Below are 12,509 nucleotides of genomic sequence, written 5' to 3'. Positions count from 1 at the left end.
GAAGTCAGCGGATGGGCCGCACCGCCGTGGCGATCAGGCGACGGCGGTCGTCGCCCGGCGGATGCGCGGGTCGACCACCGGGTAGAGCAGGTCGACCAGCAGGTTGACGAGGGCGAAGACCACGGCCGAGATGACCACGACGGCGAGCACCACCGGCGTGTCCTGCCCGTCGACCGCGGTCTCCGTGAGCCGGCCGAGACCATCCCGCGCGTAGACGGTCTCGACCACCACTGAGCCGGCGAGCAGATTGCCCACGGTCAAGCCCACCACCGTCAGGGACGGCAGCATCGCGTTGCGGAACGCGTGCCGCAGGTGCACCCGCAGCCGGGATGCGCCCTTGGCCCGGGCCGTCTCGATGTACGGACTGGCGAGCACCTCGCGCAGGCTCTTGGACAGCACCTGGGCCATGACGGCCGCCGTGGGCAGCGACAGCGTCAGGGCCGGCAGCACCACCGAGGCGAAGCCGCTATTACCCCACGGCGGGAACCAGCCCAGCCGGAAGGAGAACACCTGAAGCAGGACCAGTCCGAACCAGAACGTCGGGATGGCCGCGGCCAGCGGCGGCAGCGACTGCAGCAGCTGCCGCAGCCACCGGAACGCCACCAGGTTGGACAGCACCCCGACCAGCACGCCGACGAGCACGCCGATCAGCAACGCCACCGAGGCCAGCTGGAGCGTCTGCGGCAGCGCGGCGACCAGCGAGTCGCGCACCTCGATCCCGGTGGTGATCGAGGTGCCCAGGTCGCCGCCGAGCATCCGTCCGAGGGCCAGGAAGTACTGAACGATCAGCGGCCGGTCATAGCCGTAGCGGGCCATGATCTCGGCGACCTGCTCCGGCGGCATGCTGACCGAGCCCGACCCGCCGCGGCCTCCGCCTTCCACCGCGTCGAGCTTGATGGCGATCGGGTCCGCCGGCAGCAGGTACAGCAGCAGGAAGCTGATGGTGAACGCCGCCCAGATGACCACGACCGCGGACAGGATCCGGCGGGCGACGTACCGCTTCATCCCCGCACCCGGGACGCGCCGCCGCGGCTCACTGCTCGATCCAGGTGTCGACGAACGTCGGCCACCACGGAGCCTCGAAGTCCACGCCGTGCACCTCGGGGGCGAACGCCAGCGTCTGGCTCGACTCGTTGACCGGGATGCCGTAGCCCCGCTCGATGACGATCTGCTGGATCTGGGCCAGCAGCTCCTGCCGCTGGGCGACGTCCAGCTCGCTGGTCTGCTCGCTCAGCAGCTGTTCGAGCTCGGGGTCGTAGGACTCGGTGAGGTAGGTGCTGAAATCGGGATCGAAGTAGGACACCAGCACGTCCCCGTCGGGCCGGGTGAGATTGCTGTACAGCAACTGCCAGTTCCCGGCCGCGCGATTCTCGCTGATCTGGGCCTGGGTGAGCTGCTGGATCTGCAGGTCGATGCCGATGCGCCGGAGCTGCTGCTGCACCAGCTCGTGCAGCGGCTGGTCGCCGGAACTGGAGCTTTGCACGGTGATGGTCAGCGGCCGGCCGTCCCGTTGCCGGATCCCGTCGGCGCCCTCCGTCCACCCTGCCTCGTCGAGGAGCTGGGCGGCGCGGTCGGGGGCGTAAGCCAGCTCGTCCGAGAGGTCCACGTAGTTCGGGTGCGTCCTGGACAGGATGCCGGTGGCGGGGGCCTGGTACTCGGTGAAGACGGTGTCCACGATCTCGGGCCGGTCCAGGGCGACCTGCAGCGCCTGGCGGACCGGCTCCTGGCTCAGGATCGGGTCCCGCAGGTTCACCGCGTAGTAGTACGGGATGCCGGCGGAGGCGCGGGCCGCGATCTCGAAGCCCTGGCCCTTGAGCAGGTCGACGTCAGTGGCGGGCACGGCCGATTCGACCTGGATCTCCCCGCTGGTGAGACTGCCGGTCCGCACGGAGTTCTCGGGTAGGAACTGGAAGGTGACCCGGTCGAGGTACGCCGGGCCGACATGGGCGTTCTTCGGCGACGACCACTCGTAGTCGGCCCGCTTGGTCAGCACGACCCGCTGGTTGGGCACGACCTCCTCGATGACGAACGGTCCACTGCCGATGACGCCCTCGGCCAGACGCTCGTCCGGTGTCTTCGTCCGGATCGTCTCGGGGGCGACGATGCCGAGCGGCTTCTCCGAGAGGGCCTGCAGCAGACCGGCCTTGGGTCGGTCGAAGGAGACCGTGATGGTCAGCGGGTCGACGACCTCGCTGCCCTGGTAGCCCAGCAGGTACGCGGACGACTGGAAGGCCTTGCCCTGCTTGCCGAGCTCGATGACGTCGTCGAAGAACGTCTTCACGGCGGTGGCGTCGAGCACCTCGCCGTTGCTGAAGGTGACGCCGTCCTGCAGGTGGAACGTGTACGACTGCTGGTCTTCGGAGATCTCCCACGACGTCGCCAGCCAGGGCACGATCTCGCCCGTGGCGGGCACCTGCTCGGTGAGGTTGTCCACCACGGCGTTGGCGATGAAGTTGCAGCCGGAGGTCTGAGCCTTGTCGAGCCCGCACGGCGGCTGGACGCCGACGGTGATCGAACCGCCGGTCTGCGGGTCCCCGGCGGTCTCGGCTGCCGTGCCGGAAGCGGCTGCCGCGGGAAGACTGTCGGACGGTGACGTGCTGCCGCCGCAGCCGGCGGCCAGGGCCAGCGCGGCGGCGGTGACCAGGGTGAACAGGGCTCGTGTACGGCGCACCGAGGGCCTTTCATGACGGATCGACGGGACGAGATCGACAGGACCGCATCGATCGGGGGCGGGACGGACGGCAGAGACCGAGCAGCGGGCCGTTTCTGACGGCGCAGCGGCGTTCGTCGGGCACGGCCCGGAACCGATCCGGCACAGGGCATCGCACCGACCGCGGCGTCAGGCCGGGTCGGTATCGGGGATCAGGGCTGGATCAACGCAGGGGGGCTGTGCTGCATGGCGCGTCGGCGCCGGCAGTCCGGGGACGGCGGTCAGCGGCAACAGAGTGCGGAGGAGACCCGCTGCAAGTCGACGTGGCGGCGCGCCGCCAGACGCGTGCGGGTCAGGTCCCGCTGCGTCGCGCGTTCGAACATGACGGTCGGATGCTCCCTCTCGCGGCACCGGGCGGGCGCTCACGCTGTGTCCGTACGGGTCTCGGCAGATCGTCTGTCCGGGACGCACGACAACGGATCTCCGCTGGACCCTAGGGAACGCGCCGAGCGGCTGTCAAGAATTACGGATCCGTGTGTATACACAGTGGACCCGTCGTCGGCCCGGCCGAGCGCGGCTGCTAGCCTGCTCGCGGTCACGAGTTCCAGCGTCAAGCCCTGGCTTGCTGGGCAGCAACCCTCCGATCACGGCTGGGGTGCTCCAGGTGACGACCCGGCGGGCGGGAGCCGTCCGCAAGCGTGATCGATGGACCGGCCCCGGTCCACGTGTCCCGGGAGTTGATGGTGAGCCCGAGCCGGTACCGCCTCGCACTGGTGGGTCGTCGGTACGTCGACCTGTCGCTGATGTCCAGCGCGCTCTGTCGCTGACCCCTCCGTCCTGACCGGCCCTGGCCGGTGTCCCGGGCGGTCCCCCGGGCCGACCACCGGATCCCCGGATGCGCCGTTTCGAGCGTCGGCGCGGGCCCGACCTTCCCGATCTCTCCCGACCCCTACGCGAGAAGCGAGCACCACCATGCCCACCGACCAGTTGCACGTCGGCATCGAGGTCGACGGTGCGGGAGCGCATCCCGCCGCCTGGCGGATCGATCCGGACGCGGCCCGGGACGCCCTGGGCGGCGCCGGGATCCGTCGCGCCGTCGCCGCCGCGGAGAACGGGGGCGCCACGTTCGTCACGATCGACGACTCCCTGACGCCCCCGGCGACCGGACCGGCGACGCGGCTCGACGCGGTGGTCCGCGCGGCCTTCGTCGCCCCGACCACGTCCCGGCTCGGGCTGGTGCCGTTGGTGCACCCGGCCACGGTCGAGCCCTTCCACCTGGCAAGCCAGCTCGGCGGGCTGGACCACGCCACCGCAGGCCGCGCCGGGTGGCTCGTCGGCGCGGGGCCGGTGCCGGGTGCCCGGCGCGCGCTGGACCGGCCGGTGGCCGAGGGCGCCGACCTGCTGGCCGAGACAGCCGACGTGATCGAGGTGGTCCGCGCGCTGTGGGACTCCTGGGAGGACGACGCGGTCATCCGGGACACGGCCACCGGCCGGTACATCGACCGCGACCGGCTGCACGCCGTGGACTTCGTCTCCGGCGGAACCGGCGCCACCGCCGGTCCCGCCCTGCGTACCGTCCCGGACGGCGTGCGGGCACCGTTCTCGGTGAAGGGCCCGTCCATCGTGCCTCGCAGTCCGCAGGGGCACGCGGTGGTGTTCGCCCGGGAGGGCACCGTGCCGGCCGGTGCCGCCGACGTCGTGCTGGTGGGCTTCAACGCCGATCGGCCCACCGCTGCGCCGGACGTCACCGGGGCGGCGACGGTCCTTGATCTGCCGGTCACGCTGGACACCCCGGCCGCCACCGCCGCACAGCGACGGGCCGACCTGGACGGCCTGGCGTCGGACGGTGCCGGCGCGGGGTTCGTCGGCTCGGCCGGCGATCTGGTCGAGTTGCTGCGCGGCCTGCGGGGTGTGGTCACGGGCGTCCGCATCCTGCCGTCGGTGCTGTGGACCGATCTGCCGATCGTGGTCCGTGACGTGCTGCCCGCCCTGCGCGTCGACCGGGCCGTGCCGATCCCGCGGCCGGGCGCGACCCTCCGAGACACCCTCGGCTTGGGCCGACCCGCCAACCTCTTCGCCGCCTCTGGGAGCACCCGATGACCGACCGTCAGTACGACTTTCCCCGTCCCGACGCCCAGGTCCACTTCGGCGTCTTCTTCCAGGGCGTCAATCACCACACCATCTGGTCCGACCCGGCCAGCGGGTCCCAGCTCGACTTCGAGACCTTCCGGCAGGTCATCCAGACCGCCGAGCGTGGGCTGTTCGACGCGTTCTTCCTGGGCGAGGGGCTGCGGCTGCGCGAGTCGCACGGCCGGATCCACGATCTCGACGTGGTCGGCCGACCGGACGCCATCACCCAGCTCGCGGCGCTGGCCGCGGTGACCAGCCGGATCGGCTTGGTCGCCACCCAGAACGTCACCTACAACGATCCCGCCGACCTGGCTCGGCGGCTGGCGTCATTGGACGCGCTGTCCGGCGGCCGCGCCGCGTGGAACATCGTCACCACCGACAACGCCTGGACGGGCGCCAATTTCCGGCGTGGCGGCTGGCTCGACCACGAGCAGCGGTACGAGCGTGCGGCCGAGTTCGTGCAGACCGCACAAGCCGTCTGGGACGGCGGGCCGCAGGGCCCCGCGGATCGTCCGGAGGCCGTGCGGGTGAGCGGGTCGACGCTGGACGTCTCCGTGGTGCCGACGACACCTCGCAGCCCGCAGCAGCATCCGGTGCTGTTCCAGGCCGGCGACTCTCCAGCCGGTCGCGACTTCGCCGCCCGGTACGCCGAGGTCATCTTCTCCGCGCACGGCAGCGACCTGGACGACGCGCTCGCCTTCGCCCAGGACATCCGCACCCGGACGATCGCGGCCGGCCGCCCGGCCGACGACCTGAAGATTTTGCCCGGCACCGGCTTCGTGATTGGCGACACCCCGAAAGAGGCTGAGGAGAAGGCCCGCTGGGTCAAGGAGCAGCAGGTCACCCCGGCCACGGCGCTGTCGCTGCTGGGCCAGGTCTGGGGCGAGGACCTGTCGACGTACGACCCGGACGGGCCGCTCCCGGCCCACGACCCGGTGATCGACACCATCGGCGAGACCCGAGGATCGCCACGGCGCCGGCAGGCGGCGGGCGACATCGCCCGGCAGTGGCGCGCCCGGGCCGAGGCCGAGCACCTGTCCATCCGGCAGCTGGTCATCGCCGAGGACCGCTCCCGCGGTTTCGTCGGCACCCCGGCCGCCGTGGCCGAACGGCTCATCGAGTTCGTCCGCAGCGGCGCGACCGACGGCTGCAACATCAGCCCGTGGATCGTGCCGAGCGGCCTCGACGACATCGTCGACAAGGTGGTGCCGGAGCTGCAGTCCCGCGGTGCGTACCGCACCGAGTACACCGGGACCACGCTGCGCGAGCACCTCGGCTTGCGGCCGCCGGTCACCCGACGGGACGCGGGCGAGCCGGCGGCGGCGGTGGTGGCCCGGTGACGTGCGCCCGCCGACCCCGGCGCGGCTGACAGTCTGTCGATGGATGGTCTACTGGCGGTGCTGGCCGGGCTCCCGGGCGCCGGGAAGAGTGCGCTGGCCGAGGACCTGGGCACCGCGTTGCGCTGCGCAGTTCTGTCAGTGGATCCCGTCGAGGCGGCGCCCTGGCGCGCCGGGATCGCCCGGGACCAGCCGACCGGTCTGGCCGCGTATGCGGTTGTCGAGGCCGTCGCGGCCGAGCAGCTCGCGCTGGGGCGTCCGGTCGTCGTCGATGCGGTGAACGCCGTCGAGCCGGCGAGGGAGCAGTGGCGTCGCCTGGCGGCCCGGGCCGGTGTGGTGCTGCGGTTCATCGAGGTCCGGTGTTCCGACGAGCAGGAGCATCGGCGTCGCCTGGCGACCCGGGTCCGGGCCATCGACGGCTTCCCGGAGCCGTCGTGGGAGTCCGTACAGGATCGCCGCGCTGACCTGGTGCAATGGCGGGAGGCACGGCTGGTGCTCGACTCGATGGCCCCGCGGGCCGAGAACCTGCGGGTTGCGCTGGCGCACCTGGCCGCGGCCGGGGCTGAGCTCCGGCCTCGCGTCAGTCGCCGACCGCCATCGGTCGGGACCCGTCGGCGGTCCACTCCTCCAGCGACCCGTCGTAGACCCGCAGGTCGTCGTACCCGGCCGCGACCAGGCCCAGGGCCAGCCCGGCCGCGGAGATGCCGGCGCCGCAGTACAGGACCGTCGGCTGCGATCCGGGGGCGCCGAGCACCGGCTCGGCCAGCGACCGCACCGCGTCCGGATCCAGCAGTCGTCCATCGGCGGCGTCCCGCAGGCTGCCGGCGGGCAGGTTCCGGCTGCCCGGGATGTGACCGGCGCGCGGGTACCGGGTGGTCCCGACCCCGCGGAACTGCTCGGCCCCCAGGGCGCACACCAACTGCCCGTCGGCGCGGCCCTCGACGATCGCGGTGACGTCGTCCAGGTCCGCCCAGGTGGTGCGCCCGGGGCGCAGGGTGAGCGGGCCGTCCGGCGTCGCCGGCGGCCGGTCACCGGCCTCGACGGGTCGGCCGGCGGACCGCCACGCGGCCAGTCCGCCGTCCAGCACCCGCACGGGGAGTCCGAGGTCCCGCAGCATCCACCAGGCCCGGGCCGCCCAGAACCCGTCGGTGCTGTCGTACACGACGACCTCGACGCCATCGACGACGCCGAGGGCGCGGAGCGTCCGCTCGAGGCGCTCGTCCGGGGCGACCGAGAAGTGGTACGCCACAGCCGGATCCGACACCGCGGTGAGCAGGTCGAGGTGCCGGGAGCCGGGGACGTGCTCGGCGAGCCAGGTGTCGCGACCGGACCGCGCCGGCCAGCGTTCGGTGTCGGTGGGCGGGTCCAGATGCGTGGTGGCGTCCAGCACGACCAGGGTCTCGCGGGCGGTGGTCAGCCGGTCGCCCAGGTCGGGCACGCTGATGATCGGGTGTTCAGGCATGGCGGTACCTCGTCGCTGGGTGGTCGGGCATGGTGCGGGCGTGGCCGACGCCGTACAGGTGCTCGCGGAACGTCGCCCCTTCGTAGTTGTTCCAGACCAGACCGCGCCGTTGCAGTTCCGGCACGACCAGGTCGACGAACTCCGGGAAGGAGACCCCGGAGACGGTGTCGGAGATGTTGAACCCGTCCACCCCGGCCTCGTCGACCCACTGCTCGAACTGGTCGGCGATGGTGGTCGGGGAGCCGACGAACAGCGCGCCCATGCTGGACACGCTCAGGAAGTCGCCGATCTCCCGCGGCGTCCACCGCCGGGTCGGGTCGGCCCTGGTGAAGACGGACAGCGACCCCTGGATCCCGTCGTTCTCCACGTACTCCAGCGGCATGTCCGGATCCAGCGAGGCCATGTCGACGTGCACCAGCGCGCTGAACCGGGCCAGGTTGCCCTCGGGGCTGGCGTACTGGCGGTGCCACCGGTCGTACTTGGCCTGCGCCTCCTCGTCGGTCGCCCCGGTCACGACGGTGGACAGCGGGAACACCTTGAGGGCGTCCCGGGGCCGGCCGGCCACCTCGGCCGCGTCCCGCAGCCGGGCCACGGTCGCGGCCACCATGTCCATCCGGGGGAACGAGACGAACACGCCCTCGGCGTGTTTCGCCGCGAACTCGACGCCGGCCCGGGAGCTGCCGGCCTGGTACAGCGTCGGTGTCCGTTGCGGCGTCGGCTCGACGATGAACTCGCCGGGGACGTCGAAGTAGGTGCCGTGGTGCTCGATCCGGTGCACCTTGCTCGGGTCGATGAACACCCGGGACGCGCGGTCGTGGACGACCGCGTCGTCCTCCCAGCTGCCCTCCCACAACTGGTAGGCGACGTCCATGAACTCGTCGGCGATCCGGTAGCGCTCGTCGTGCGGGACCATCACCGCGCTGAAGTTCTCCGCCTCGCTGCGCGAAGACGAGGTGACGACGTTCCAGCCGACCCGGCCGCCGGTGACCAGGTCCAGGGTGGCGAACTTGCGGGCCAGGTCGAACGGCTTCTCGTACGTGGTCGACGCGGTGATGGCGAAGCCGAGATGCTCGGTGGCACCGGCCATCGCGGAGACCAGCAGCATCGGGTCGATGATCGGGATGCCGATCGCCTCGCGGAGGGTGACGTCGGTCGAGCCCTGGTAGACGTCGATGATGCCCTGGGTGTCCGCGATGAACAGGGCGTCGAACTTGCCGCGCTCGAGGGTGCGGGCGATGTCGGTCCAGTAGTCCAGCCGGCGGTACTCCCGCACCCGGTTGTCGGGGTGGGTCCACAGGCCGATGGCGGTGTGGCCGATCGTCCCGGACTTGAAGCCGTTCAGCATGATTCGTCGGGTCATCGCGGTGAGCGTTCCTCCTCGGACGGAGCGGGCCGGGCTGGATCGTGGCCGGGTTGGTCGGTCCCGGTGCCCAGGAAGATGTCGTGGGCGGTGGCGGTGTCGAAGTCGGCGATCGGCCCGGACCACACCTGCCGGCCGGCCCGCAGGCCGACCACGTGCGAGCAGGCCGCCCGGACCAGACCCAGGTTGTGCTCGACCACCACGATGGCCACGCCGCGGTCCCGCATCCGGGTCAGTGTGTCGGCCACCGTCGGCACCAGGGCGGGCGCCAGGCCCGCGGTCGGCTCGTCGAGCAGGACCACCGTCGGCGACGCCATCAGCGCCCGGCCGATGGCCAGCATCTGCCGCTGCCCGCCGGACAGCGAGGCGGCCTGGTCGCGGCGCCGGCCGAGCAGCTCCGGGAAGACCTCGTCGACCTGCTCGAGGGTCTCGCGGTAGCCGACCCGCCGGCCGCCGGACAACCAGGCCAGCCGCAGTTGGTCGCCGACGGTGAGCCCGGCCGGCCCACCGTGCACCTGGGGCACGAAGGCCAGACCGGCGGCGTACCGGTCCGGGGTGGCTCGACCGGCCAGATCAGTGCCCGAGACGGTGATCTCGCCGGTGCTGCGGAGCAGGCCGGCGATGCCGCGCAATGCGGTCGACTTGCCCGCGCCGTTGGGTCCGACCAGCCCGATGCCGTCGCCCGGGGTCAGCGTGAACGAGGTCTCGTGCACCACCGGCACCGAGCCGTGGAACACCCGCAGGTCCCGTACGGTCAGTACCGGCGGCCCCACCGGTTCCGGACGGGGCGCGGGGCCGGCCGCGAACTGCTCGTCCAACGCGTGCGGATCGTCGGGGACCAGGTCGATCTCGAGTTCCAGGTCGCCGATGTACCGGGCGACCACGGCCGGGTCGTCCAGCGTCTCGGTCACCGGTCCTTCGGCCAGCACCGATCCGGCGTCGAGCACCACCAGCCGGTCGGCCAGCTCACGGACCCGGGTGAGGTCGTGCTCGACCAGCAGGATGCCGACCCCGTCGCGGCGCAGCGACCCGATCAGGTCGGCCACCGTCCGTCGGGCCGTGCCGGACAGTCCGGCGAACGGCTCGTCCAGCAGCAGGATCCCGGCGCCGGAGACCAGCACCCGGGCCAGCTCGACCAGCCGCTGCTGCCCGACACTGAGGCTGCCGGCACGGGTCCCGGGCCGGTGGACCAGGTCCACCCGCGCCAGCGCGTCCAGAGCGGCGGCGCGGCGGCGCCGGGCCGCCCGGGCCGCGCCCGGCAGCCCGATGGCCTCGAGCAGATCGGTGCCGCGGCGCGGCAGTCCCAGCTCCACGTTCTCCACCACGCTGAGATCGGGCACCAGGCGCGCGGTCTGGAACATCCGGGCCACGCCGGCCCGGGCCCGCTGCGGCGCCCCGGCGCGGCTCAGCCGGTGCACGTGCTCGCCGCGGGTGACGGTGACCTGGCCGCCGTCGGCGGAAACCGCCCCGCTGAGCAGGTTCAGCAGCGTGGTCTTGCCGGCACCGTTGGCGCCGATCAGGCCGACGCACTCGCCCGAGCGCACCTCGATGTCGACACCGTCGACGGCCCGGAGCGCCCCGAACGACACGTGCAGGCCCGTGCCGGTGAGCACGCTCGTGGCCGTGATCGCCGTCGGGCCGCCGGTCGGTCCGGTCGTCGGCGCGCTCACCGGCGCACCTGCCGGGCGCGGGAACGCAGCCACGACCAGCTCTGCCGGAACGCCTGCTGCGCTCCACCGGGCAAGAACAGCGCGACGGCGGTGACCAGGGCGCCGTAGACGACCAGGCGGTAGTCGTCCAGGAAGCGCAGGTACTCGGGCAGCGCGATGACGATGAGCGCGCCGACCAGCGGCGCCCAACGCCACCCTCGGCCGCCGATGATCGGGATGATCAGCAGATTGATCGAGGCGGTGGTGGTGAACTGGTCCGGGAACGCGCCGCCGGCCAGTTGCACGATGAGCGCGCCGCCGAGCGCTGCGGTCACCGCACTGAAGGCGAACGCGACGATGCGCATGGCGGGGACGCGCACGCCGAGGGCACCGGCCATGGGCGGGTCGTACCGGCCGACCAGCATGGACAGGCCGATCGGCGAGGTGCGCAGCGTCTCCTGCAGCAGGCAGACGAGGGCCAGGATGACGATGGCGGCGGCGAAGATCGACGTCACGCCGGTCAACCCGAACACCTGCAGGAACCCGACGCCGGTGATGCCGGCATCGCCGTTGGTCAAACCGGTCCAGTTGCGGGCCACGATGGTGCCCAGGGTGCCGAGCGCGAGGGTGCCGACCGCGAAGTAGTAGGCCCGCAGCCGGAGCAGCAGCATCCCGGCCAGCACGGCCAGCACCACGGCCACGGCGATCCCGCTGAGCAGCGCCACCACCGGTCCCTGCGGCACGGCCAACCGGGCCCAGGCGTACCCGCCCGCGGCCAGGAAGAGGGCGTTGCCGACCGAGACCACCCCGGAGAAGCCGACCAGCACGTTGAACCCGACGGCCGCCACGGCGTAGGCGGCGACGAGGGTGAACACCCGAAGGTCGAACGGCCCGGGCCGCAGCACCAGCAGCACCAGCGCGCCGACCAGCAGGATCACCGCCGGCTGCGTCCACCGCCAGTGCCGGGCCGGGACGCCGTCGGTCGCACCGCGCGGCGCCGCGGCAGTGGCGGCGGTCGTCGGCACCGGGGTCGGGGCGGTCATGCGACTCTCGCCGTCGCGGTCCGGCCCAGCAGCCCACCGGGCCGCACGACCAGCACGATCAGCAGCACCAGCGGCGCGATCGACTGCCGCACCGCGTCGTTCAGGTATCCGCCGGCCAGCGACTCGGACAGCCCGACGACCAGCCCGCCCACCACGGCACCGCCCGGGCTGGCCAGGCCGCCGATGATCGCGGCGGCGAAGCCGTTGACGCCCAGCGGGAGTCCGGACTCCGGGGCCAACGGCACCACGGACGCGACCAGCACGCCCGCGATACCGCCGACCACCCCGGTGATGACCCAGGCGATCACGAGCATCCGGCCGACGCGGACCCCGGCGTCCCGGGCGGCCTGGATGCCGCCGGCCACCGCGCGGAGCTGCAGGCCCACGTCCGTGCGCCGGCCGAACCAGCGCAGCGCCAGGAACACCAGGACGGCCACGACCACCAGCAGCAGGTAGTGCGCGGGCACCCGCAGGTCGCCGACCGGGATGCTCACCCCGGCCAGCGGGCTGGACAGCCGTTGCGGCTGCCGGCCGAACCACACCCCGGACAGCTGGGTGAGCGTGATCGCCACCCCGAGGGTGCCGATCACCACCACGTCCACGTCCAGTCGCCGGTCCCGCATCGGCCGGACGAACAGCAGCCCCAGCACGAGACCCGCCACGGCCGTGGCCAGCAACCCGGCCAGCAGCCCCAGGAACCAGCCGTACCCGGCGCCGGCCACCGTCACCGCGACCAGACCGGCCAGCACGAGCAGGTCACCCTGCGCGAAGTTGGCCAGACCGGAGCCGGTGTAGAGGGTGACGATGCCCAGCGCCGCCAGGGCGTACACCGCGCCGATGCCCAGGCCGATGGCCAGGAAGTAGGTCAGCTGTCCCAT

The 12,509-nt window shown here is 72.6% G+C and carries 10 protein-coding genes, 1 pseudogene and 1 riboswitch; of the genes and pseudogenes, 3 read left to right on the top strand and 8 right to left on the bottom strand.

What is annotated here, in order from left to right:
- Positions 1 to 33: 33 nt before the first annotated feature.
- The 3 genes from JL106_RS05325 to JL106_RS22420 all read right to left on the bottom strand — a co-directional run bounded on the left by JL106_RS05325 (position 34) and on the right by JL106_RS22420 (position 3,033).
- Entirely contained in the window at positions 34 to 1,005 is a 972-nt protein-coding gene (locus tag JL106_RS05325; RefSeq protein WP_205259660.1) for an ABC transporter permease, read from the bottom strand.
- 28 nt (positions 1,006 to 1,033) lie between these two features.
- Complete coding sequence (locus JL106_RS05320; protein ID WP_205259659.1) at positions 1,034 to 2,671, bottom strand: ABC transporter substrate-binding protein; 1,638 nt, start codon at positions 2,669 to 2,671, stop codon at positions 1,034 to 1,036.
- Positions 2,672 to 2,931: 260 nt separating this feature from the next.
- Complete coding sequence (locus JL106_RS22420) at positions 2,932 to 3,033, bottom strand: putative leader peptide (RefSeq protein ID WP_407940099.1); 102 nt, start codon at positions 3,031 to 3,033, stop codon at positions 2,932 to 2,934.
- A 210-nt stretch (positions 3,034 to 3,243) separates the two neighbouring features.
- Positions 3,244 to 3,355, top strand: a riboswitch (SAM riboswitch).
- A gap of 267 nt (positions 3,356 to 3,622) precedes the next feature.
- On the opposite strand from JL106_RS22420, the gene JL106_RS05315 reads away from it, so the two are divergent.
- From JL106_RS05315 to JL106_RS22415, 3 genes and pseudogenes are all read left to right on the top strand, one after another.
- The gene (locus JL106_RS05315; protein ID WP_205259658.1) at positions 3,623 to 4,750 is read left to right on the top strand and encodes an LLM class flavin-dependent oxidoreductase; all 1,128 of its coding nucleotides are present in this window, start codon (positions 3,623 to 3,625) and stop codon (positions 4,748 to 4,750) included.
- The gene (locus tag JL106_RS05310; protein WP_205259657.1) at positions 4,747 to 6,120 is read left to right on the top strand and encodes an NtaA/DmoA family FMN-dependent monooxygenase; all 1,374 of its coding nucleotides are present in this window, start codon (positions 4,747 to 4,749) and stop codon (positions 6,118 to 6,120) included. Before JL106_RS05315 ends, JL106_RS05310 begins: the two co-directional genes overlap by 4 nt.
- Before the next feature lie 39 nt (positions 6,121 to 6,159).
- A pseudogene (locus tag JL106_RS22415) lies at positions 6,160 to 6,501 on the top strand (AAA family ATPase); the annotation flags it as partial.
- 196 nt (positions 6,502 to 6,697) lie between these two features.
- Here the strand turns inward: JL106_RS22415 and JL106_RS05300 are convergent.
- From JL106_RS05300 to JL106_RS05280, 5 genes are read right to left on the bottom strand one after another with little or no spacing between them, the layout of a single operon-like run.
- Positions 6,698 to 7,579 carry a sulfurtransferase gene (locus JL106_RS05300; RefSeq protein ID WP_205259656.1) on the bottom strand — a complete coding sequence of 294 codons (882 nt, stop codon included), beginning with the start codon at positions 7,577 to 7,579 and terminating at the stop codon, positions 6,698 to 6,700.
- Positions 7,572 to 8,939, bottom strand: coding sequence for an LLM class flavin-dependent oxidoreductase (locus tag JL106_RS05295; protein ID WP_205259655.1), 1,368 nt, complete (start codon positions 8,937 to 8,939; stop codon positions 7,572 to 7,574). The genes JL106_RS05300 and JL106_RS05295 overlap by 8 nt, the downstream gene beginning before the upstream one ends.
- A complete protein-coding gene (locus JL106_RS05290; protein ID WP_205259654.1) occupies positions 8,936 to 10,609 on the bottom strand; it encodes an ATP-binding cassette domain-containing protein in 1,674 nt (557 codons plus the stop codon). Before JL106_RS05290 ends, JL106_RS05295 begins: the two co-directional genes overlap by 4 nt.
- Entirely contained in the window at positions 10,606 to 11,631 is a 1,026-nt protein-coding gene (locus JL106_RS05285; RefSeq protein ID WP_205259653.1) for a branched-chain amino acid ABC transporter permease, read from the bottom strand. Before JL106_RS05285 ends, JL106_RS05290 begins: the two co-directional genes overlap by 4 nt.
- Positions 11,628 to 12,509, bottom strand: a complete 882-nt coding sequence (locus tag JL106_RS05280; protein ID WP_205259652.1) for a branched-chain amino acid ABC transporter permease — start codon at positions 12,507 to 12,509, stop codon at positions 11,628 to 11,630. The genes JL106_RS05285 and JL106_RS05280 overlap by 4 nt, the downstream gene beginning before the upstream one ends.

Source organism: Nakamurella leprariae (genome assembly GCF_016918035.1).
Classification (GTDB): domain Bacteria; phylum Actinomycetota; class Actinomycetes; order Mycobacteriales; family Nakamurellaceae; genus Nakamurella; species Nakamurella leprariae.
Note: the sequence above shows the minus strand (reverse complement) of the source record. Positions and strands in the feature narration are given on the sequence as shown.

Excerpts from the sequence above, each read along its gene's own strand:
- JL106_RS05315 (WP_205259658.1), top strand. The coding sequence starts at position 3,623 with ATGCCCACCGACCAGTTGCACGTCGGCATCGAGGTCGACGGTGCGGGA.
- JL106_RS05285 (WP_205259653.1), bottom strand. The coding sequence starts at position 11,631 with ATGACCGCCCCGACCCCGGTGCCGACGACCGCCGCCACTGCCGCGGCG.
- JL106_RS05295 (WP_205259655.1), bottom strand. The coding sequence starts at position 8,939 with ATGACCCGACGAATCATGCTGAACGGCTTCAAGTCCGGGACGATCGGC.
- JL106_RS05325 (WP_205259660.1), bottom strand. The coding sequence starts at position 1,005 with ATGAAGCGGTACGTCGCCCGCCGGATCCTGTCCGCGGTCGTGGTCATC.
- JL106_RS05300 (WP_205259656.1), bottom strand. The coding sequence starts at position 7,579 with ATGCCTGAACACCCGATCATCAGCGTGCCCGACCTGGGCGACCGGCTG.
- JL106_RS05280 (WP_205259652.1), bottom strand. The coding sequence starts at position 12,509 with ATGGGACAGCTGACCTACTTCCTGGCCATCGGCCTGGGCATCGGCGCG.
- JL106_RS05310 (WP_205259657.1), top strand. The coding sequence starts at position 4,747 with ATGACCGACCGTCAGTACGACTTTCCCCGTCCCGACGCCCAGGTCCAC.
- JL106_RS22420 (WP_407940099.1), bottom strand. The coding sequence starts at position 3,033 with ATGTTCGAACGCGCGACGCAGCGGGACCTGACCCGCACGCGTCTGGCG.